Source organism: Paraburkholderia sp. BL10I2N1, from assembly GCF_004361815.1.
Classification (GTDB): domain Bacteria; phylum Pseudomonadota; class Gammaproteobacteria; order Burkholderiales; family Burkholderiaceae; genus Paraburkholderia.
The window spans coordinates 1,591,683-1,614,181 of the sequence record NZ_SNWA01000002.1; the positions used below are offsets into that span (position 1 = coordinate 1,591,683).

Annotated in this window: 18 protein-coding genes and 1 pseudogene; 9 read left to right on the forward strand and 10 right to left on the reverse strand. The window is 63.2% G+C overall.

Features of this window, described 5'->3' with window-relative positions; all coding sequences use genetic code 11:
• Positions 1-228: 228 nt before the first annotated feature.
• Together B0G77_RS29200 and B0G77_RS29205 are read left to right on the forward strand one after the other, a co-directional pair.
• Positions 229-1,527, forward strand: coding sequence for a YihY/virulence factor BrkB family protein (locus tag B0G77_RS29200; protein ID WP_133665380.1), 1,299 nt, complete (start codon positions 229-231; stop codon positions 1,525-1,527).
• Between the two features lie 355 nt (positions 1,528-1,882).
• Positions 1,883-3,058, forward strand: coding sequence for a porin (locus tag B0G77_RS29205; protein ID WP_133665381.1), 1,176 nt, complete (start codon positions 1,883-1,885; stop codon positions 3,056-3,058).
• A 184-nt stretch (positions 3,059-3,242) separates the two neighbouring features.
• Here the strand turns inward: B0G77_RS29205 and B0G77_RS29210 are convergent, their stop codons facing one another.
• The 8 genes and pseudogenes from B0G77_RS29210 to B0G77_RS29250 all read right to left on the reverse strand — a co-directional run bounded on the left by B0G77_RS29210 (position 3,243) and on the right by B0G77_RS29250 (position 12,955).
• Positions 3,243-4,121: a proteasome-type protease gene (locus tag B0G77_RS29210; RefSeq protein WP_133665382.1), complete on the reverse strand. Its 879-nt coding sequence runs from the start codon at positions 4,119-4,121 to the stop codon at positions 3,243-3,245.
• Between the two features lie 223 nt (positions 4,122-4,344).
• A complete protein-coding gene (locus tag B0G77_RS29215) occupies positions 4,345-5,145 on the reverse strand; it encodes a transglutaminase family protein (protein WP_133665383.1) in 801 nt (266 codons plus the stop codon).
• 10 nt (positions 5,146-5,155) lie between these two features.
• On the reverse strand, positions 5,156-6,106 hold the full coding sequence (locus B0G77_RS29220; protein ID WP_133665384.1) for an alpha-E domain-containing protein: 951 nt from the start codon (positions 6,104-6,106) through the stop codon (positions 5,156-5,158).
• 113 nt (positions 6,107-6,219) lie between these two features.
• Complete coding sequence (locus B0G77_RS29225; RefSeq protein WP_133665385.1) at positions 6,220-7,629, reverse strand: circularly permuted type 2 ATP-grasp protein; 1,410 nt, start codon at positions 7,627-7,629, stop codon at positions 6,220-6,222.
• A gap of 356 nt (positions 7,630-7,985) precedes the next feature.
• Positions 7,986-9,139 (reverse strand): annotated as a pseudogene (locus B0G77_RS29230) (reverse transcriptase domain-containing protein).
• Positions 9,140-9,642: 503 nt separating this feature from the next.
• Positions 9,643-10,092, reverse strand: a complete 450-nt coding sequence (locus tag B0G77_RS29240; RefSeq protein ID WP_133665386.1) for an HU family DNA-binding protein — start codon at positions 10,090-10,092, stop codon at positions 9,643-9,645.
• 415 nt (positions 10,093-10,507) lie between these two features.
• Complete coding sequence (locus tag B0G77_RS29245; protein ID WP_133665387.1) at positions 10,508-11,968, reverse strand: PLP-dependent aminotransferase family protein; 1,461 nt, start codon at positions 11,966-11,968, stop codon at positions 10,508-10,510.
• Positions 11,969-12,085: 117 nt separating this feature from the next.
• A complete protein-coding gene (locus B0G77_RS29250; protein WP_133665388.1) occupies positions 12,086-12,955 on the reverse strand; it encodes an IclR family transcriptional regulator in 870 nt (289 codons plus the stop codon).
• A gap of 302 nt (positions 12,956-13,257) precedes the next feature.
• Here B0G77_RS29250 and B0G77_RS29255 point away from each other — a divergent pair, with 302 nt between their 5' ends.
• Genes B0G77_RS29255 through B0G77_RS29285 form a run of 7 tightly spaced genes read left to right on the forward strand, consistent with a single transcriptional unit; the run spans position 13,258 to position 20,071 of the window.
• Positions 13,258-14,349, forward strand: a complete 1,092-nt coding sequence (locus tag B0G77_RS29255; protein WP_133665389.1) for an ABC transporter ATP-binding protein — start codon at positions 13,258-13,260, stop codon at positions 14,347-14,349.
• Positions 14,342-15,247 carry an ABC transporter permease gene (locus B0G77_RS29260; RefSeq protein WP_133665390.1) on the forward strand — a complete coding sequence of 302 codons (906 nt, stop codon included), beginning with the start codon at positions 14,342-14,344 and terminating at the stop codon, positions 15,245-15,247. Before B0G77_RS29255 ends, B0G77_RS29260 begins: the two co-directional genes overlap by 8 nt.
• A gap of 10 nt (positions 15,248-15,257) precedes the next feature.
• A complete protein-coding gene (locus tag B0G77_RS29265; protein ID WP_133665391.1) occupies positions 15,258-16,052 on the forward strand; it encodes an ABC transporter permease in 795 nt (264 codons plus the stop codon).
• A gap of 56 nt (positions 16,053-16,108) precedes the next feature.
• A complete protein-coding gene (locus B0G77_RS29270) occupies positions 16,109-16,453 on the forward strand; it encodes a (2Fe-2S)-binding protein (RefSeq protein WP_133665392.1) in 345 nt (114 codons plus the stop codon).
• Positions 16,450-17,877 (forward strand): FAD/NAD(P)-binding oxidoreductase, encoded by a 1,428-nt coding sequence (locus B0G77_RS29275; protein ID WP_133665393.1) that lies wholly within the window; start codon positions 16,450-16,452, stop codon positions 17,875-17,877. Before B0G77_RS29270 ends, B0G77_RS29275 begins: the two co-directional genes overlap by 4 nt.
• The gene (locus tag B0G77_RS29280) at positions 17,870-18,997 is read left to right on the forward strand and encodes an FAD-binding oxidoreductase (RefSeq protein WP_133665394.1); all 1,128 of its coding nucleotides are present in this window, start codon (positions 17,870-17,872) and stop codon (positions 18,995-18,997) included. Before B0G77_RS29275 ends, B0G77_RS29280 begins: the two co-directional genes overlap by 8 nt.
• Positions 18,998-19,018: 21 nt before the next feature.
• Positions 19,019-20,071, forward strand: coding sequence for an ABC transporter substrate-binding protein (locus tag B0G77_RS29285; protein WP_133665395.1), 1,053 nt, complete (start codon positions 19,019-19,021; stop codon positions 20,069-20,071).
• Between the two features lie 79 nt (positions 20,072-20,150).
• On the opposite strand, the gene panE is transcribed toward B0G77_RS29285, so the two are convergent.
• Both panE and B0G77_RS29295 read right to left on the reverse strand, forming a co-directional pair.
• The gene (gene panE / locus B0G77_RS29290; RefSeq protein ID WP_133665396.1) at positions 20,151-21,089 is read right to left on the reverse strand and encodes a 2-dehydropantoate 2-reductase; all 939 of its coding nucleotides are present in this window, start codon (positions 21,087-21,089) and stop codon (positions 20,151-20,153) included.
• Between the two features lie 155 nt (positions 21,090-21,244).
• Positions 21,245-22,429: an acetyl-CoA C-acetyltransferase gene (locus tag B0G77_RS29295; RefSeq protein ID WP_133665397.1), complete on the reverse strand. Its 1,185-nt coding sequence runs from the start codon at positions 22,427-22,429 to the stop codon at positions 21,245-21,247.
• Positions 22,430-22,499: the final 70 nt, after the last annotated feature.

Genomic DNA, 22,499 nt, shown 5'->3' on the forward strand with positions numbered 1-22,499 from the left:
TATAAGTCGATTAATGCGCAATCGCAGTGCAAAGCGCTCAGTTTCTCCGACCGCGAAGCCTCTACTCTCTGATTTTTTGCGGCGCGCCATGAGGCGGGGGGCAACGCCTCGTGCCTTGTTATAGTACGAAGCATAGGGTTTGCGCGAAGTCAACCAATGCTAAGGCTCGCCGGCGTAGCGCCCACGGCCGCCGCGTCCACTGCATTGATCCAGTCAGGAACAGCACGCATGGACACGCTTTCCACCGACAAGCTTCAGAGCGCCGCACGCAAGCAGGCCTCATGGGCGGTCGGCGCTTTCAGGCAGTTCGCGGAGAACCGTTGCGCCGCGATGGCGGCGGGCATCGCTTTCTATGCCGCGTTTTCGCTCGCACCGACGCTTGTCATGGTGATTGCAGTCGCAGGCTGGTTCTTCGGCGCCGATGCGGCGCGCGGCGAACTGTTTCGCGAGGTTCACGGCGTACTTGGCGACGACGCGGCCGCCGGCGTGCAAACCATCGTTCAGAACGCGCACCACAGCGGCAGCGCGGGAGGCATCGCCGCGATCATCTCGTTTGTACTGCTCGCCATTGGCGCATCGGCGACGTTCTCGTCGCTGAACAGCGCACTCAATATAGTCTGGCCCTTCTCCGGACCTCGCACGTCGAGCGTGCTCGCGCTTGTGCGGGTGCGGCTCATTTCGTTCGGTCTTGTGCTGGGGGTCGCGTTTCTGCTGATCGTATCGCTGGTGCTCGATGCCGCGATCACCTTCGTCGGCAGATGGCTGCTCGGCGACTCCCCCTATCTCATGATCGGCAATCTTCTTCAGCTGGCCGTCGGCCTCTTCGTTCTGGCCGTGGCGTTCGCCGCATTGCTCAAGTTCCTCCCTGACGCGCCGGTGCAGTGGCGCGATGCGCTGGTGGGCGGCTTCGTCTCGGCGTTGCTGTTCTCCGCAGGCAAGAAGCTGTTCGCGCTTTATCTCGCGCACGCTGGCATGGCTAACTCGTTCGGCGCAGCCGGCTCGCTCGCCGTGCTGCTGATGTGGCTCTATTTTTCGGCGCTGGTGCTACTGCTGGGTGCGGAATTTTCGGCGGCGCGCGGGCGACTGCACGATCCGCGCGGCCCGTGGGGCAGACAGGAAGAGGTGTTGCCGGGTAGCCGGGTCATGCTTGCTTCGGCGATCGCGGCGTCCACGGTTTCGGTCAACCGCTCACAAAGCGGCGTTTCGACTGATCGCGCTGACGCTGCGCCCGTCAATCCAGACCCGGCGTCTGGCGGGTCGCCGCAGCCGTCTCCACCCGTCCTGACCAGCCTCGGCGGCTCTCTGGCGCGTGCCGAAAAACAGGCCACTCGCGCCGCTGCCGCTACCTTCGTTCGGGCCGCACGTACGGCCGCCGACGCCGACCGTTACGTCAGGCGGTATCCGTGGGGCTCGATGCTGATCGCGGCTGGCGCGGCTTTCGTCGTCACGACGGTGGCGGGGCGCCGGAATACCGAAAACTCTACTCCGGCGAACCGCGCGGCCGACGACGGCCGCCAATCGTCGTAGCAGCCACGATCTGCGGAAAAAGTCCAGTCCGCAGTGCTTTATCTGCGTCTTTTCGCTGTTTAAACGACCGCTGCAATCATCGCGCGGAATATACAAGTTCAATACAGCTTACTTTCATCGTATCAATCTGCTTTTGCCGTTTTCATACGATCACTCTCATCGCAACAATAATATTGCCGAGTGAAACATTCACTATTGCCAAATTAGCAATAGCGACGCCGATGGCGTATTTATGCGGTTTCTGGCCAGGTGTCACATTTTAGAGACAGTGAGTTTTTTTCAGTTCTTACATTTAGTCACCCTGAGCTATTCTCGAATCGCAACTACGAAAACCAATCATTTGCGTGGAGAAATGATGAAACGAATCGCATTGTCTACCCTCTCGCTGGCACTGCTGGGCACTGCAGGTGTTGCCCACGCTCAAAGCAGCGTCACGCTGTACGGCCTGCTCGATGAATCGATCCAGTACGTGAACAATGCCACGCCCCATGGCGGCGCATTGTGGCAAATGTACGGCGGCAACCTTCAAGGTAACCGCTGGGGCATGAAAGGTACGGAAGACCTGGGCGGTGGCCTGAAGGCGATTTTCCAGTTGGAAAGCGGCTTTGACATCAACACCGGCAGGTCGAATCAAGGCGGCCGCCTGTTCGGTCGCCAGGCGTACGTTGGCATGACGCACGACGCCTACGGTACCCTGACGGCTGGTCGTCAGTACGACCCGGTCGTTGACATGGTCCAGCCGCTGACGGGCGACAACTACTTCGGCAGCACGTTTGCTACGCCGGGCGACGTCGACAACAACGACAACAGCTCGCGTACGAACAGCGCTATCAAGTACGTTTCGCCGCTGTTCGCAGGCTTCCAGTTCGAAGGCATGTACGCACTGGGCGGCGTTGCGGGTGCAACGGGTTCGGGCCAGACGTGGGGCGCTGCGGGAACGTATGCAACGGGTCCGTTCAGCATTGCTGCTGGCTACCTCTCGATGCACAACTTCAACGCGACGACCTTCCGCTCGGGCTGGAGCAGCACGTCGGATGGCACGTTTGACTCCAACTTCCCGGCAAACGCAGGCATCAACGCCGCCTACGCTACTGCGTCGAGGATCGGCATCGCTTCGGTGGCTGCTCAGTACGTTACCGGTCCGTGGACGGGTAGCCTGAGCTACAGCAACGCGCAGTACTACCATGACGGAAGTTCGCTCTTCAATCAGACTCAGAAGTACGAAGTCGGCCGCGTCTATTTGGGCTATCAGCTCACGCCGGCAGCGCTGCTGGGTCTTGGCTACGCCTACACGAAGGGCCACGGCGACGCGTCCGCGACGTATCACCAGGTGTCGCTGGGTGGCGATTACTCGATCTCGAAGCGCACAGACTTCTACCTGGTTGGCGCCTGGCAGCATGCAAGCGGCGAACAACGCGACCCGACCACGGGCCTCCTCGTTTCCTCGACGGCTTCGATCGCTTCGTATGGCAACCAGTCGAGCACCGACAACCAGGTCATGGTCAGCCTCGGTATCCGTCACAAGTTCTGATCAGGACCTGATGTGTAGTTGAAGCAGACGTAATAAGAAGCCAGCCAGAGGCATCCGCCGATGGCTGGCTTTTTTGTTTCCGTCGACGACGCCACATACGGTATCGCTGCATAGCAAAAAGCCGGACCTACGTCCGGCTTTTTGCTATGCAGCAGTGGCTCGATGAGCGTGCAGGTGCTGGTGCTTAATGCTGCGCCTTGTGCCTGTCCGCCTGAGCAAGCGTCTGTGCAGCCTGGTGGTCCGGCTGTCCATGCACGCCATCGGCGCCGTTGTGCTGCACCACGGGGGCGTGGCCACGCTGGCGCAGCGGCACGTCGCCCGAGTTCTCCCACGCCGGGTCGGGAATCGAACTGAAGACGCGGCGCAATTGATCGCCCCAGGTGCGATGAATCATCTGGTAGTACGCGTTGTCCTGATCGACCGAGACGAAACGGGTCACATGCAATGCATGCTTTTCATAGACCAGCAGGTCGAGCGGCAAGCCCACCGACAGGTTCGAACGCAGCGTCGAGTCCATCGAGATCAGCGCGCACTTGGCGGCTTCGTCGAGCGGTGTCGCGGGCGTCAGTACGCGGTCGATGATCGGCTTGCCGTACTTCGATTCACCAATCTGGAAATAGGGGCTCACGCTCGACGCTTCGATGAAATTGCCCGCCGAGTAGATCATGAAGAGACGCGGCATCGTTGCTGCCCCCCCTTCCGCGGCGATCTGACCGCCCAGGATGAAGCTGCAGTTGAAGTCGACGCCGAATTCCTGCAGCGCCTGGGCTTCGCGCTGATAGACCTGGCGCACAGCCTCGCCGACCACACGGGCCGCCTCGGCGACCGTCGCGACCGTCCACAGCGTCGGCTTTGCGGAGTCAGCGGGTTCACTGAGCGCATGCAGCACCGCCTGGGTCAGGGATAGATTACCCGCGCCAAGCAGCACGAGCACGCGCTCGCCGGGCTGTTCGAACACGGACATCTTGCGCGCCGTGCTGATGTGATCGACGCCCGCGTTGGTGCGCGTATCCGACAGGAACACAAGGCCTTCATCCACGCACATCGCCACGCAGTAAGTCATGTTTGCAAAATCCAGAAAACGACCGAACGCCGCTATTGTAATGCGCCAGGACGGTGTCCTTGACGCTTCCTGCGTTATATCGGCTGCGTGGCGAGCTTTGTGAAAGGGCGAATGCCCCTGGTGGAGCCTTGATGGGCCTCGCCGAGCCAGTTGGGGCCGGCTCGGGCTCGATCGGGTCTGTCGCTGAAACCTGACCGGAACCTGGGATCGAGCCTGAACCCGCTCATTGCGGTATCTGTGCGCTGACCGTCACCGACACGTTCAGCTTCTCCTCCCTGCCACCGATCCTGCGGCCGCGTACCGGCGCCGCCGCCTCGTAATCGCGAGCCACCGCGAGCCGGCAGTAGATCTCGCTGGCGAACGTGGCGTGCGTCACGTCAACCGACGTCCAGCCCAGCCCCTCGAGCCACACGTCGACCCATGCATGGCTTGCGCCGTGCGGCACATCGCCGGGCTCAATGTAGCCACTTACATAGCGCGCCGGCACGCCGCGCGCGCGGCAACAGGCAAGCATCAGGTGCGCGTGGTCCTGGCAGACGCCCTTGCCGAGCGCGAGCGCTTCTGCGGCGGTACTGGTCACTTCGGTCACCCCGGACTGGAATTCCACACGCTCAATGATTCTCTCCGACAGTGCGATCAACGAGGCCGGTGACGTGAGCGCAGGCACCGACCGCGCCAGCTCGCACACAGCGGTATCGGCATCGGTCAACGGCGTCGAACACGTGAAGTGCTCGAGCGGAACCGGACCGGGACCATCGGGCAACAGGCCGTCGATGAGCGGAAACGTATCGATTTCCCCCGATACGCGCAAACGGATCTCGCTGTGCGGCTTGTTCAGCACGAGCGTGTGCAGCACGTTGCCGTAGGCATCGAAAGTAGCATCGAGCTTGCCGGGCGCCTCGATACTCCAGCGGCGCACCACCTGCGATGCCCCGCTCGCGGGTGTCAGGCGCAGTTGCTGGATCGAGTAATGAACCGTCGTTTCGTAGCGGTAGGAGGTGTCGTGGCGAATCGTCAAATACATAAAACCTCCATCAGGCGACTGGCAGCATCAGATAGGTACGCGCAACCAGTCCGCCGAGTTCGAACACGCGGGCGAGAAACTGCGTCAGATACGCATGCAGACCCGCCTCGAAGATCTGCCGGATATCGGAATACACCAGCTCCGCGCGCAGCTTGCCGGCAAAACGCTCGCACTGATTCGATCCCGACGTGCGCAGCATCGCGAGATTCGCGCACACGCCTTCGAGCGAGGCCAGCAGCGAACGCGGCATCTGCGGATTCAGGATCATCAGCTCGACCACGCGCGCTGGCGTGACGACGTCGCGATAGACCTTGCGATAGATTTCGAGCGCCGACACCGAACTCAGGATCGACGTCCAGTAATAAAAATCCTCGAGCTGACGCGCGGCATCGCGTGAATTCGGCTCGACGTCGGCAAAGCGCACATCGAGAATCCGCGCGGTGTTGTCCGCCCGCTCGAGGAACGTGCCGAGTTGCGTGAAGAAGAACGCATCGTCCTGCAAGGCGGTGCCGAGCGTCACGCCGCGCGACAGATGCGAGCGGAACTTGACCCACTCGAAGAGCGCCACCGGATGTGCAGTGAGTTGCCCCGAGGCCGTGCGCTCCGTGAATTCGAGCCACGTATCGTTGATCGTTTCCCACCATTCGGTGGTCAACGTGCCGCGCACGGCGCGGGCGTTTTCACGCGCCGCCTGCAAACACGAATAGATGCTCGACGGGTTGCCGGCATCCGCAACCATGAAGTGGAGCACGTGCTCGCGGGTCGGTTCGTCGTAGCGCTGCGCGAAAGCGCCTTCGAGTTCTGAGATGCGCAGCACCGAACGCTGCGCCCGCGCCTCCTGTTCGGCCGTTTGCGGCAACAGCAGCGCTTTCAGGTTGATGTCGAGCATGCGCGCGGTGTTCTCGGCGCGCTCCATGTAACGGGCCATCCAGAAGAGGTGGTCGGCGGTGCGGCTTAGCATGACGGCTTTCCGTTGTTGATGAGCGCAGGGCACGGACGGCCTGCGCTGGTTACCGGTTTCTCGCCGGCGATGCGTTTCGCCGGCTTGCCTCGTTCGTTGCGAATGCAACCCTGTCAGTCGGTCATCCAGGTGTCTTTGGTCCCGCCTCCCTGCGACGAATTGACCACGAGCGAGCCTTCCTGCAGCGCCACACGCGTGAGACCGCCCGCCACCATCGTCACGGTCTTGCCCGACAGCACGAAGGGCCGCAGATCGATATGGCGAGGCGCGATGCCCGACTCGACGAAGGTCGGGCAAGCCGACAGCGCGAGCGTAGGCTGCGCGATGTAACCGGCCGGCCGCGCGATGAGCCGCTCGCGGAACGCCTCGATTTCCGCTGTCGTCGCTGCCGGCCCAACCAGCATCCCGTATCCGCCCGCGCCATGCACTTCCTTCACGACGAGTTCGGGCAGATGCGCGAGCGTGTACGCAAGGTCGTCGGGCTTGCGGCACTGGAAGGTCGGCACGTTGTTCAGGATCGGCTTTTCGCCGAGGTAGAACTCGATCATCTCGGGTACATACGGATAGATCGATTTGTCGTCGGCGATGCCGGTGCCCATGGCGTTCGCCAGCGCGACACGGCCTGCCCGGTAAGCGGTGAGCAGACCCGGCACCCCCAGCGCCGAGTCGCTGCGAAACGCGAGCGGGTCGAGAAAATCGTCATCGACGCGGCGGTAGATCACGTCGACGCGCTTCGGTCCCTGCGTCGTGCGCATGAAGACGTAGTTGTCGTCGACGAACAGATCCTTGCCTTCGACCAGTTCGACGCCCATCTGCTGCGCGAGGAAGGTGTGTTCGAAATACGCCGAGTTGTACATGCCTGGCGTGAGGACAACGACAACCGGGTCGTCGACGCCTTCCGGGGCCACCGAGCGCAAGGTGTCGAGCAGCAGGTCGGGATAGTGCGCAACTGGCGCGATACGGTTCTGCACGAAGAGCTCAGGAAACAGCCGCATCATCATCTTGCGGTTTTCGAGCATGTAGGAGACGCCCGAGGGCACGCGCAGATTGTCTTCCAGCACGTAGAACTGGCCGTCTTCACCCGCGCGCACCACATCGACGCCCGCAATGTGTGCATAGACGCCGAGCGGCACGTCGACGCCCTGCATCTCCGGCCGGTACTGCGCGTTCGTGTAGACCTGCGCCGCGGGAACGATGCCGGCCTTGACGATATTGCGGTCGTGATAGACGTCGTGAATGAACAGGTTGAGCGCCTGCACGCGCTGGCGCAGACCCGCTTCAAGCGTCTGCCACTCGTTACGCGGAATGATGCGCGGAATGAGGTCAAACGGGATCAGCCGCTCGGTTCCGGACAGGTCGCCGTTAACTGCGAACGTAATCCCCACCCGCCGGAACAGCAGATCTGCTTCGGCACGCTTGCGGGCGATCGCATCGCCGCCCTGTTGCACCAGCCAACGCTCGAACCGTGCATAGTGTGGCCGCACGGCTTCGTCGTGATGACGCATCTCGTCATAGCATCGCATGTCACGCCCCGCTCTTTTTGTCGGATAGAAGGCGAATGCGCTGCGCATTCGGTGTTCGACAACGGTCTAGCCTCAAGCAAGCGTTATGCCATTCTCTTCCCTGCGCAAACTGACGTCGAATGCACCTGAACGGCGCATCCGGCGGGCACGACGACGACATCATCCTACCGCTGGCGCGACCAATGCGCTACTCCGGTGCACCTGCGCCTGGCAGAGCGCTCCCGAGATCTACAGCGAGGCAAAGTCGACGCAGCATAGTAGAACTGCGGGATCGGCATAGGGGACGGCCATAAGGCCGTGCCCCTGCCACACCACCCGGCATGCGGGTCCGCACCGGGCGGTTCGGGAAGTTGAGGTTATGAGAGACGGGGCACACCCAGCCGGTCGAAGTAGGCGATCGTGAGTACACGTTTGAGAGCGCGATCGCTGTTGCGCCACCAGCGGCGGGTATTCGCCGCTACCTGTCGCGCTATCTCCACAGACGCGCCCAACATACGCAGTGCCCGGAAGATGGTGGGACCACGACGCCAGTGCTTGAGTTGGATGGCGCGTAACCGGTGACGCATCCACTCATCCAGCTCACGCCAGATTTTCGGGGTTTGTGCCAACCGGAAGTACGCCTTCCAGCCCTGCACATAAGAGCGTAACTGTTCCACCACCGCCTTCATGCTGCGCCCACCCAGACGACCAGTCAGTTGGCGGATACGGTGCTTGAACGCCAGCAGCGGTTTGGCCGCCACCTTGCGTTTGACCACACCACCCGCACCCACCCACAGGCTGTAGCCCAGAAACTTGCGACCCCACACGCTCGCCACAGCGCTTTTGACCTCGTTGACCTTCAGCCGCAATCGCCCGTACAGGCGTCGCAGGAGTGCCATCACCCGCTCGCCAGCACGGCGGCTACGAACGTACACATTCGCATCGTCGGCGTAGCGCGCGAAGCAATGACCCCGCCGTTCCAGTTCCTTGTCCACTTCATCGAGCAGCACGTTGACCAGCAACGGGGATAGCGGCCCGCCCTGCGGCGTGCCCTGATCCCGTTGCTGGACCACGCCGCCATCCATGATGCCGCTGTTCAGATACGCCCGGATCGGACGGATCACTCCGACGCCTGCTGGATCAGACGGTCCGTCACCGTCGGGATGCCAAGCTCGCGCTCGCCTCCGTCCGGTTTCGGAATCGTCACCCGCCGTACCGGGCTGGGCCGGTACGTCCCCTTCAGCAACTGTTCACGGATCGCAGGCCACGCCGTCACCAGATGACGCGACGTCTGGTCAATGTCCAGACCGTCCACGCCAGCGGCTCCCTTGTTGGACCGGACCCGTTTGAACGCCTGCTTCAGGTTCTCTCTCGTCAGCGCCGCTTCCAGCAGCGCTGACCCTGTGTCCCCAGATGCATGCCGCGGGCAGCAGGCTTCGTCGCTCACGGGTACGCCCGCGGCTTCACCGCGTGCTACTCCCGCTCGCCCCGTTTGCACGGGCATCTGACGCATTGCCTGCCGCATCGACATGACCTTGGACACTCCTTCCCGTTTGGCCCTTCGTCACCAGCTTCGGCCTCATCGGCCCGTCCTGTGACTACTACGGCCTCTGCTGACTTCTCGCTCCGGCTCGACGCCGTCGTCCTTTCAGACACGAGGCGAGATCTCCCCAGGTAAGAACGCACTCCTTCACTGCACAACCGCCGGATCTACGTCGTTGCCCCTTGATCACGAGAGCTTTGCGGTTTTTGGCCCGCTTGCCCTGGTCAACCACGCCTTCTATCCAGTTCTTGTCCATCGGCTCGCAGTTTCGCTCCACGCTTCCTCCCCACGATCAGTCACCCTCTCGCAGTTGCGCTTCGCTTCACTCGCTGTGATCACCTCGTGGTGGGACTTGCACCCACAAGAGTGCGCCCATGCTGGGCGCACCAAAAAAAATCCCCGTGGACGCGAGTCCGCGGGGATTCCTATACTGCCAGGCTGGTGCGACCGTCGCCCGAAAGCGGCGGTCACGAACGCTATGATCGTAACGATCAGCCTGCTGCTGCGTCCTTCAGCTTCTTCAGCGCACGTGCCTTGATGCGCACGCTGGCCGGCTTGGCCGGGAACCAGCGCTCTTCACCCGTGAACGGGTCTTTGCCGAAGCGCTTCTTCTTCGCCGGAACAGCTTGTGCAACGATCTTCAGAATACCGGACAGCGTGAATTCGCCAGCGCCCTTCTTGTGCACTGCGCCGAGGATCGTGTCTTCGAGCGCGGCCAGGACGGCCTTGGCGGACTTCAGTTCGACTGAAGCGCGATCAGCGATGTGCGCAGCCAGCGAGGCCTTCGTGAAGGTGTCCTTGATCGGCGACGGTGCGCCGGACGCCTTCACGGCGACCTTCTTAGCTACTGCTGCTTTCTTAGCAGGCACTTTCTTCGCTGCAACTTTCTTGGCCGGTACAGTGGCAGCCTTCTTGGCCACCTTTTTTGCGGAAGTCGGCATGTTTCTCCTACCTGTTGTGGTCAGTGAATGCACGAAGCACACGCGGTATGCGAGCACTTCAAGGCCGGATTCTACAAGCGCTCAGGCAATTCGCGCGAATCTTTTGTGTATAAGAGCGCAGGTTTGTTGCGCGGCGCTGACTGTTTAACACGTTTTGATGCCTGTTTTAGCGGGTCAAACGCATCTTGACTGCTGTCTGCCGCTTCGTTTCGGCGTCTGCTGCGCTGCTGTTTGCGCTGCTGTCGAAACGCCTGATTCGCAGCATCGCCCTGACACGCGCGACGCAAATCCGCCGATACGTCGATGCCAAAACCGGACGGCGTGCTCTCCGCAAGTACTGGAAAACCCGTGTATTACGGGAGATTTCGCGTTGCGCCAGATAGCGGCGCACCCGTCTGCAACGACGCTGGCTGCGCTAATGCGCCAGCTGCGGCATCAGTCTGGCGAGCGTCGTCAACGCCTTGTCGATCTGTTCGACACCGATGCCGCCATAGCCGAAGATCAAGCCGGGCTGCGGCCGCACACGCACATGAAAAGGCGCGAGGCCATATAGGCCGATCGATGCACCGGCAGCAACCTCGATGACCGCGGCTTCCGTCAACGGCGCCTTGAGCCGCGCGGCAAGGTGAATCCCGGCAGTGGGCACGATGGGCTCGAACCATCCTCCGAGCCCGTTTTGCAGATGCCAAATGAGCATCGCGCGGCGTTCCGCGTAGTGCTTGTGCATGCGCCGCAGGTGCTTCCTGAAGTCGCCATCGAGCATGAAGTTCGCGAGTGCGGTCTGCGTGAGCGTGCAGCCATGCCAGTCGCCGACCTGGCGAGCGCGATAGAGCGGCCCCATCAGCGATGCCGGCGGCACCACGTATCCCACCCGCAACTCGGGAAAAATCGTCTTGGAGAAGGTGCCGACGTACGCAACGAGCCCCGCACGATCGAGGCTTTTCAGCGGCTCCATCGGTCGCCCTTCGAAGCGGTATTCGCAGTCGTAGTCGTCTTCGATGATGACCGCGCCGCGTTGCTGCGCCCATTCGAGCAACTCGACGCGGCGCTCCAGACTCATCGGCATGCCGAGCGGAAACTGGTGCGATGGCGTGACGTAGACGATCCGCGCGTTCTTCGGCAGTTTGCTCACGATGAGACCTTGCCCGTCGACCGGCACCGGCACGACCTTCGCGCCGAGCGCCGCAAAGCACGCTCGCGCAGGCGGATAACCGGGATCCTCGATCGCGGCGACGTCGCCTGGCTGGAGCATCACGCGCGCGATCAGATCGAGCGCCTGCTGTGCACCCTGTGTCACGAGCACGTCGTCCCAGTTGCTCGTGACCGCCCGGCTGAACGCGAGATAACGCGAGATCGCGAGACGCAGTTCCTGCTCGCCGGCGGCATCATGATAGACGCCACGGCCACGCGCCTGCACGCGCAGCGCCTGATTCACACAGGTACGCCAGACATCGAACGGAAACAACGACTTGTCCGTCATGCCGCCAACAAAATCGAAGGTCGCGCGCGCGTCTGGCCGCGGCAACGTAATCGATTTCGCGACTTCGTCCCAGACCGGACGTGCCTTCGCCCGCGCGGTGGCTTTCGCCGCTTCGGCCGCCTTCGCATGCGCGGATTTTTCGCCAGGCAAGCGTTGCAGTCCTTCCGCGACATAGGTGCCCGCACCGGCCCGCGCCACCAGATACCCTTCGGAAAGCAGCCGCTCGAACACATCGAGCGTCGTCTTGCGCGAGACGCCGAGTTGTGTTGCCAGATCGCGCGTGGAAGGAATTTGCACTCCACCGGCCAGACGCCCTTCGACAATGCCCACCCTGAGCTGCCGGTAGATCTGCCCGGCAAGATCGTGCCGACCCTCGATCGTGATGTGAATGTCCATCCGGCCGGTTACCTCAAATATGCTGGAAATGGCCATTTTTGCTGACCACTGCACGCTCCAAGCTTACCTCCGTCGCCCCGCTTCCAGCACGCCGGGAATGCGTGAACGGTTAAGGCGTCAGCCCATCCGTTCGCCCGGCACCGCGCCTGCCAGCCCGTGCAGCGGACGACGCCGGGCGACGTCGAACGGATTCGTCTGCGGGCCGATCGCATCGGCCTGGCGCTTCAGTAGCTCGACGACCATTGGCAGACGGTCTTCACCGAGACGCGCCGCAAGCGTCCCGACGCTTAGCGCACCCACTGCAACGCCGGTCCGGTCGAGAATCGGCACCGCCACGCCTGCCATGCCATCCAGCACGCCGCTGTTACGCCCCGCATAACCAAGCTGACGCACACGTTCGATCTCGGTACGCAGATATACCTCGTCGAGCACGCCATAGCCGCGAATCCGCGGCACGTTGAAGCGGATGATTTCTTCGCGCTCCGCTTCAGGCAGAAACGCAAGGATTGCGAGACTGCCCTGCCCGACACCCAGCGCGACACGCCCGCCGATATCGCCGGTAAACGAGCGGATCGGGAACGGCCCTTCACACATGTCGAGACACACTGCGTCGAAACCGCTTTTCACGAGCAGGAAAATCGTATCGCCGAGGCTCGCGCACAGCCGCAGCAACGCAGGGCGGCACAACGTGCGCATGCCGTTGGGGTTGCCCGCCTGGGCCGCGAGTGCGAAGAAGTCGACGCTCAACCGGTACAGCTTCGAGTTTTCGTCCTGTTCGACGATGCCTTCCGCCATCAGCGACTGGAGGATCCGGTGCACGGTGCCTTGCGTGAGCCCTACCGCTTTCGCAAGCCGCGTGACGCGCCCGCCCTCGGGCTGCGTCGCGGCCAGCGCGCGGATCACGGCGAATGCGCGCTGCAATGTGCCGGTGCCGGGTGTATCGCCCGCTATCCCTGCCTGCATTTCGCGGTTCGCAGCAATTTTCATTCAAACCTCTATGCATTATTCCATTCAATGGAAGACTATAGACGCTTTCATTCTTCGATGGAATAGCGAGTATGCAGTCTGATGACCTGTCTAATCGCTCGTTAAATAGGGTTTTCCCCTGCACCCCGAAATGGAATACGACAATGGTCCGTCTGTTGAATATTCCATTGAGCAGAATTTTTATCATTTTTATACCGTTAAACGGAATTCAAAATTGACGACCTGAAAATTGGCTGACTAGAGTCGGCTTCAGCAGATGATTCCTTGTTTCAGCCGGTGCGCGTGCACCGAAAGGCCAGATCATGTCGTTCCTCACACTCACGGACCTTACGAAGTCCTTCGGCGACCTGCATGCGGTCGTCGACGTGAACCTGTCGGTGGAGAAAGGCGAGTTCGTCTCGCTGCTCGGGCCATCCGGTTGCGGCAAGACAACCACGTTGCAGATGATCGCCGGCTTCGTCGACACGACGCGCGGACGCATCACGCTCGACGGCCTCGACATCACGCACACGAAGCCGAACCGTCGCGGGCTCGGCATCGTGTTCCAGAGCTACGCGCTGTTTCCGCATATGAGTGTCGCCGAAAACGTCGGCTTCGGACTTGAGATGCGCGGGCTCAGCAAGACGGAACGCAGCGAACGCATCCGCGAAGCGCTGGCGCTGGTGCGCCTCGGCACGCTCGCACACCGCTTTCCGCGCGAACTGTCGGGCGGACAAAGGCAACGCGTCGCCATTGCGCGAGCGATCGTGATCGAGCCGCCCGTGCTGCTGCTCGACGAGCCGATGTCGAACCTCGACGCCAAGCTGCGCGAAGAAATGCAGTTCGAACTGCGCGCGATCCAGCGCAAGATCGGCACGACAACCATCATGGTCACGCACGACCAGTCGGAAGCGCTCTCGATCAGCGACCGTGTCGTCGTGATGGAAGCCGGGCGCATCACGCAGGTCGATACCCCGTATCGCGCCTATGAACGCCCCGAAAACCAGTTCGTTTCCCAGTTCATCGGCAAGGCAAACATGCTGCCGGGCACGGTCGTCGAGACGGTCGGCGATGAGATCCGCATCGACCTCGGCCATCAGCTCGCCGAAACCGGCAAGACGGCACAACTGCCGATGCGGGAGCGTGCGGTCAACGTCGGCGACGCAGTCACGCTGTGCATCCGGCCTGAAAAGCTGCGACTGTGCGCGCCGGGCGCGGGCCGCCTGTCGGCCACCGTCACGAGCCGCTTCTTCCTTGGCAGCCAGTGGCTGTATCGCGTGGACTGCACGCTGGGGGAGGTGCTGGTCTGCTGCCAGAACGAAGGCACTGAGCCTCTGGACGAAGGCGCGACGGTCGGCGTCGACTGGAATAGCGACGCGATCCGCTTCATTCAACAGGGTGCGCGCCATGGCTAGCACGATGCCTATCTCCAGTCGTAGCGACGCTGGCGCGAAGCGCGCGTCGTGGCACGCACTCCTGCCGCTGTGGCTCCTGTGCGCGCCCGCGTTCCTGCTGTTCGCGACGCTCGTGCTGGTCCCGCTCGCGATGACGCTCGTGCTGACGTTCTACCGCTTCGATCCCGCGAGCGGTCCGATCGCCGCGTTCCAGCTCGGCAACTACGTGGAAGTGCTGGGGTCGTCGTATTTTCATACGATTTTCGCGCGCACGTTCGGCATTGCGCTCTTCACGACGGCGCTTTGCATCGTGATCGGTACGCCTGAAGCGTACGTGCTGTCGAAGATGCGTGATCCGTGGCGCTCGCTGTTCCTGCTCGCGATTCTCGCTCCGCTGCTGGTGTCCGTGGTGGTGCGTGCGTTCGGCTGGAGCATGCTGCTCAACACCAACGGTCTCATCAACCAGGCACTCGGCCTGTTCGGACTGGGGCCCTACAAGCTCGAATACACGACGTTCGCCATCGTCATTGCGCTGGTGCACGTGATGTTGCCGTTCATGGTGATTCCTGTCTGGACCGCACTCCAAAAGCTCGACCCGCAGACGGAAAACGCGGCGCTTTCGTTGATGGCGTCGCCCGCCACAGTCCTGCGCCGCATCGTCCTTCCGCAACTGGTGCCCGGCATCCTGTCGGGCAGCCTGATGGTGTTCGGCCTTTCGGCCAGCGCGTTCGCCATTCCCGGCCTGCTCGGCGGCCGGCGCCTGAAGGTCGCCGCTACCGCGGTCTACGACGAATTCCTCAGTTCGCTGAACTGGCCGCTCGGCGCGACGATCGCGCTACTGCTGCTGGTGGCGAACCTGGTCGTCATGTTGACGTACTACCGGATGCTGGAGCGCCGGTACGCACGCAGCATGGGTTGAGGGGATCGAGATGAGAAAAAACGGCCCGCTCGCGCTCGCGTTCCACACGCTCGTGATCCTCTTCGTGCTCGCGCCGCTCGTTATCGTCGTGCTGGTCGCATTCACGCCCGATGAAACGTTGACCCTGCCTACGCACGGCCTCTCGCTGCGCTGGTTCCGCGCGATTCTCGACTACCCGGACTTTATTGCGGCGTTCCTCAACAGCCTGAAACTCGCGTTCGCGTCGGCGACTCTTTCGCTTGCGATCGCATTGCCCGCCGGGCTCGCGATCGGACGCGCGCGCTTTCCGGGTCGCAGCTTTCTCAATGGTCTGTTCCTGTCGCCGCTCGTGATCCCCGGCCTCGTGCTCGGCATCGCGTTTCTGCGCTTCTTCGCGCTGATCGGCGCGACGGGCTCGTTCACGTGGCTCGTGCTCGCGCACATGATCATCATCACGCCTTTTGTGATGCGGCTCGTGCTGGCGTCGACGAGCGGCCTCGACCGCAGTGTCGAGCACGCCGCGTATTCGCTCGGCGCCGATGGCTGGACCACGTTTCGCCGCATCACGCTGCCGATGATCCTGCCCGGCATCACGGGGGGCTGGCTGCTCGCGTTCATCAACAGCTTCGACGAATTGACGATGTCTATCTTCGTCACGTCGCCGCAAACCGTCACGTTGCCCGTCAAGATGTATATGTACGCGACCGAATCGATCGATCCGATGATGGCGTCCGTTTCCGCGCTGGTGATCTTCATCACGGCGGCCGCGATGCTGCTGCTCGATCGCGTGTACGGCCTCAATCGCATCCTGATCGGCAATCACTGATGTCTTCCTTCGCACCATCACGTATGCCGCATTCTTCTCCAGAGCGATCCGCGTCTATGTCCGTTGCAGAATCCGCGAGATCCGACGAAGGGCCTCAATTCGTCCGCGTCGCCGAAACTGCGCGCGCGCCGCTGTCCTTCGTGCTCAACGGCGAGGACGTGAGCGCTCTCGCGGGCGATACCGTCCTGACCGCGATCCTGACGCAGCAGCGACGTGTGCGCGACAGCGAATTCAGCGGCGAACCCCGCGCCGGCTTCTGCCTGATCGGCGCCTGCCAGGATTGCTGGGTGCGCACGGAAAGCGGAGCACGCGTGCGTGCGTGCTCGACACCGCTCGTGGCAGGCATGCGAATCGTCACGCGCATCGCGGCAAGCGACGGCGTATCGGGAGCCGGACGATGAGCGCCCAGCAGCGGATCGTGATTGTGGGCGCGGGTCCGGCTGGCGTGCGCGCAGCCGAAACGCTCGTGGCAGCGGGCCTCACGCCTGTGGTGATCGATGAGAACGCCCGCTGGGGCGGGCAGATCTATCGGCAGCCGCCACTCGATGCCGGCTTTATCCGTTCGAAAAAGTCGTTGTATGGCTTCGAGGCGCGCAAGGCAGATGCGCTGCATTCGACCATGGCCGGGCTGGTGCGGTGGGTCAACTATCGTCCGGATACGCTCGCGTGGGCCTGCGAAGGCGGTCGGCTCGACACCCTTCACGCGGGACGCGAAGGCAGTGTGCCGTTTTCCCATCTGATCATCGCGAGCGGTGCCACCGACCGCGTGCTCCCGATTCCAGGCTGGACGCTTCCCGGTGTCTACACCATGGGCGGCGCCCAGGTCGCGCTGAAGGCGCAAGGCTGCGCCATTGGTCAACGGGTGGTGCTGGCAGGCACGGGTCCGTTGCTGTATCTCGTTGCGTATCAGTATGTGAAGGCCGGCGCACGGATCGAAGCTGTACTCGACACGAGCGCGTTTTCGCAGCAACTGGCAGCGGCGCCGAAGCTCGCCCGCCAGCCGCGCACATTTGCGAAGGGTCTCTACTACGTCGGCTGGCTCCAGGCGCGCGGCGTGCGAGTCGAACGCAGCGTGACACTCGCGGGCATCACCGGCGAGCGCTTCGTGACCGGCATCAGCTGGAAACGCGGCCATGGCGCCGCTCAGACAATCGAATGCGATGCCGTCGGCCTCGGCTTCGGCTTGCGGCCGGAAACGCAGCTTGCCGATCTCGCGGGCTGCCGGTTCCGCTTCGACGCGCATAACCGCTGCTGGTTACCGGAACTCGATGCGGCCGGCCGCAGTTCCGTCGCACGCATCTACCTGGCGGGCGACGGCGCAGGCATCGCCGGTGCCGATGCGGCCGAACTCGCCGGGCGACGTGCGGCGCTCGCGCTGCTCGACGATCTGGGTATCGAACATCCGCACGGCAGCGCGATGCCAGATGTCGCGACGCTCGAACGGAAACTCCAGCACATTGCGGTCTTCCGGGCTGGCATCGAAGCCGCCTTCGCCCCTCCTGAACATTGCGCGTCGCAATGGCCCGACGACATGACCGTGTGCCGCTGCGAAGAAGTCGACGCAGGTACGCTGCGACGCTGCATCCGCGCAGGCGAGGCGAGCGAAATCAATCGGCTGAAAGCACTGACGCGCGTCGGCATGGGCCGTTGTCAGGGACGCATGTGCGGAGAAGCCGCGATCGCGTTGCTCAGCGAAGAAACCGGCCGGCCGCCGGAGGCGGTTGGCCGCATCCGCAGCCAGCCGCCGGTCAAGCCGATTCCAATGTCGCCCGCGCTGTACGACGACGGCGTCGCCGCCATCCCACAGGAAGCACGCGATGAGTGAAGCCCTGCACTATGACGTCGCAATCGCGGGCGGCGGCCTGGTTGGCGCATCGGCAGCGCTCGCACTGGCGCGGCGCGGATTGCGCGTGGGTCTCTTCGAACGCCGCTTTTGCGGCGCCCAGGCAAGCGGCGTGAACTATGGCGGCGTGCGTTGCCAGGGACGTCCCGCTGAGCAGTTGCCTTTGGCCATGCGCGCGCGGCGCATCTGGGACCGCCTGCCCGAATTGACCGGCATCCATGGCGAATTCGTCGTCTCCGGCCATCTGCGCCTCGCGCGAAGCGAGGAAGACCTGAGCGCGCTCGAAGCGTACGCAAGGATGGCGCACGAACACGGTCTCAGCTTGCAGTTGATCTCGGGCGATGCGTTCAGGCGGCGTTATCCATGGCTCGGCGCTGCGGCGCTTGGCGGTTCGCTATGCGCCAGCGACGGCCACGCGAACCCGCGCCTCGTTTCGCCTGCGTTCGCGCGCGCAGCGCGCGCCGCCGGCGCGGACGTCCGCGAGCAGACCGCACTCACCGACATCCATCACGACGGCACGCGCTTTCGGCTACGCGCGGGCGAACAGCGCATCAGCGCGGACTGGCTCATCAATTCGGCCGGCGCCTGGGGCAATACGATCGCGGGCTACTTCGGCGAAAGCGTGCCGATGAAGCCGATCTATCCAAACATGTGGGTCACGGAGCCGCTGCCGCGCTTCATTACCCACAACCTCGGCGTCTACGGCGGCAGCATCTACGCGCGGCAGGTCGAGCGCGGCAACTGCGTCATCGGCGGCGGCCGCGGGCGCGGCGACGGCGAATACGGCCAGCCGTCGACCGACACCACCCGTGCCGTGATGCGCGACGCCTGCCAGTTGTTGCCCGCCTTGCGCGACGCCTTGTTGATCCGCACGTGGAGCGGCGTAGAAGGCAGTACACCCGACAGCAATCCCGTCATCGGCGCAAGCCGCACCGTGCCGCGCCTGCTGCACGCATTCGGCTTTTCAGGCGGCGGCTTTCTGCTCGCGCCCGGCGTTGGCGACGTGCTCGCGGAGCTTGTCGTCGACGGCGCGACCGTTACACCACTCGACGCGTTCAGTATCGACCGCTTTGCATTCGTGACGACTCCCTCTGTCATCTAGTCCATCCCTGGAGACCTACCCATGAAACTGTTCAGAACGATCGCGGCCGCAGCCGCAGCCGCATTGTGCGCGCTCGGTGCAGCCGCACCCGCGTGGTCGCAAACGAAGACGATTTACATCGGCATGAATGGCGGTCCGATGGAAAAGACGTACACGAGCCAGGTGCTGCCCATGTTCGAGAAGGCGAACAATGTCAAGGTCGTCGTCGTGCCGGGCACGTCGTCGGACATTCTCGCGAAGCTCCTCGCCAACAAGAACAGCCCACAGATTCACGTCGTGTTTCTCGACGACGGCGTCATGGCACGCGCGGTCAGCATGGGCGTGTGCCAGAAGCTGGACGACTCGCCGGTGCTCAAGGAACTGTATCCGTTCGCGCGCATGAAGAGCGACGCTGGCGCGGGCGTGCAACTGGGCATGACCGGTATCGCCTACAACAAGAAGCTGTTCGCCGAAAAGGGCTGGGCGCCGCCGACCTCATGGATGGATTTCGCCGACCCCAAATACAAGGGCAAGGTGGTGTTCCAGTCGGCTTCCAGCAGCACGTTCGGGCTGCACGGCTTCCTCGCCATCAACAAGCTGCTGGGCGGCAGCGAGCAGAACGTCGAGCCCGGCTTCACGAAGTGGCCGACCACCGTCGGGCCGAACGTGGTCGAATACATTCCGAACTCGGCGAAGATTTCGGAAATGGTGCAAACGGGCGAAGCCGGGCTGTTCCCGTTGACGCCGACTGCGGTCGGCGATCTGCAGGATAAGGGCATCCCCGTTGCCTACGTGAACCCGAAGGAAGGGCCGGTCCTGCTGCTGGTCGACCTGTGCGTCGTCAACAACAGCCCGGATCCGCAAATGGCGCAGAAGCTCGCGCAATTCCTGCTGTCCGCGCCCGCTCAGACAGCGGCGGCGGAAGCCGGCAAGCAGATTCCGACCAACCGTCTCGCGAAGATGCCGGCACCGATGCAGCAAAGCCTCGGCAACGTCGATGATCTGGTACACAAGTTGAACGTGGTCGACTGGGACACGATCAACGAGCACCGCGCCCAGTGGGATGCGCGGTGGAACCGGCAGATCGAGAAATAAGCGCTCAGTGTACGGTCCGCTGCGCTGCATCGATTGACTGGCCCAACGGCGTGCGTCAATCGATGCCCGCCGTTCAGGTCTAAGCTTCCCGCGCCTGCCGGGCCTCATAGGCTTTCAAATGGCTGTAAGCGATGCGCAGCAGCGAAGGCTGCCTGTCGTCAGGCTGCGCTTCGCTTGCGCGCTGGATTAGATCGCCGAGAATATGATCCGCTTCGGTACGCGAGCGGTTCTCGACGTCGCGCAGCATCGACGCGGTCAACGTCGAGCCCGTAGCGAACAGCGTCCCGCTCACCCGCGCAACAAAATCCTCGCCCAGCGCATAGCCGTTGTGCGCCGCGACCGCGCGGCATTCGGAAAGCAAGCCTTCGATCACGCGCTTGCCGTCCGGCGCCGCAAGAATATCGCCGACGGATGCGCGACAAAGGCATGTGCTGGCCGCCAGCGTTGCGAGGAACACCCACTTCGCCCACATCTGCTGAAGAACGTTGTCGCTGGCTGTGACGTCGAAGCCGGCGCCTTGCATGACTTCGTCGACCGCCCGCGCGCGGTCAGTCAATCTTCCTGCCAGTTCGCCGAAGGTCAACGCATGCGAGTCGTTCAAATGCACGATTTCGCGCTCGCGATTCAGCGTTGCCGCAATCACGCATAGACCGCCGAGGACGCACGACGCGCCGAACTTCTCCGTCAGCACGTCGATGTGCCGCATGCCGTTCAGGAGCGGCAGGATGGCAGTCGACGGCCCAATGAACGGGGCGAATGATTCGATCGCATCGTCGAGGCTGTAGGCCTTGCAACTCAGGATCACGAGGTCGAACGGTTGACTGGCGTCGCCGGCCTGCACGGTTTTTACGTCGCGCAGCAGCAGGTCGCCACGCGGGCTCCTGATCACGAGACCCGCACGCTTCAGTTCTTCCGCGCGTTGCGCACGCACGAGAAAGGTCACGTCACGGCCAGCTGCGGCAAGACGTCCGCCGAAGTATCCGCCTACCGCACCTGCCCCCACCACCAGAATTCGCATCGTATCTCCGTCGATAATCAATTGAGACTCGCCGCGCGCGGACGCGGTGCTGCGTTCATCCCTGTCTACGCGGAATGTAGCAAAGATTCTTCATATGCATCCGCGGCCGGATCCTTTCGAACCCGGCCGCAGAAGCGCAACGCGTTCGCCTTCGGTCAGACAGTCTCGAGCGCCAGCGCGATGCCCTGGCCGCCGCCGATGCACAGCGTGACGATACCGCGCCGCAGTCCGTCGCGTCGCATCGAGTGGATGAGCCGCGTGGTCAATACAGCGCCTGTCGCACCGATCGGATGACCGTGCGCAATCGCGCCGCCTTCCACGTTGATGATGTCGTCCGCGAGCCCGAGCTTCTGTGCGACGGCAATCGGCACCGCGGCGAACGCTTCGTTGATTTCAACCCGTTCGACATGCGCGAGCGTCCAGCCTGCGCGTTCAAGCGCCATGTGGACGGCGGGCACCGGCCCGAGACCGAACATGCCCGGCTCGACCGCCGCGACGCCGAACGCCACCAGCCGGGCGAACGGCTCGATGCCACGGTCCTCGGCAAAGCCGCGCTCCGCAACGATCATGGCTGCCGCGCCGCTGTTCAGGCCCGGCGCATTGCCCGCCGTGATGGTGCCGTCGCGGCGAAAGGCCGGGCGGAGTTTGGCGAGCGTTTCGACCGTGGTATCGGCGCGCGGCTGCTCGTCCCGGCCGAAGCGCACCGGCTCCTTGCGTCCCGTGACTTCGACGGCGACCAGTTCCGCGTCGAAGAAACCACGCTCCTGTGCCGCGGCAAAGCGCTGCTGCGAACGCGCAGCCCAGCGATCCTGCGCCTCGCGCGTGATGGACAACTGCGTGACCAGGTCTTCCGTGTGCCAGCCCGAATGCTCATTCGAGAACGCATCGACGAGCCCGTCGCGCAGCATGCTGTCGTACACCTCGGCGTTGCCCATCCGGTAGCCCCAGCGGCCGCCCGGAAGCAGATAGGGCGCACGCTCCATGCTTTCCATGCCGCCTGCAATGGCCGCGTTGCCCAACCCGAGCCAGATCTCCTGCGCTGCGGAAGCGATGGCCTGCGCGCCGGACCCGCACACGCGGTTGACGGTCAGCGCGGGCACCGCCACCGGCACGCCGCCGCCGATCGCAGCCTGGCGTGCCGGGTTCATCCGGTTGCCCGCCTGAACCACGTTGCCCATCACGACCGACGCCAGTTCCTTCGCGTCGAGACCGCTGCGCTGCAACGTCTCCCGCACCGCCGCGGCGCCAAGATCCGTTGCGGGAACATCCTTGAGCGACCCGCCAAAGGCGCCGATCGGCGTTCTCACGGGGTTACAGATCACTACATCTCGGGTATTCATCGTCATCTCTCTTTGATTGAGGTAAAACGCACTGGCTGATGCCTCGCTTGCCCGAGGCTGGCTTTCATGT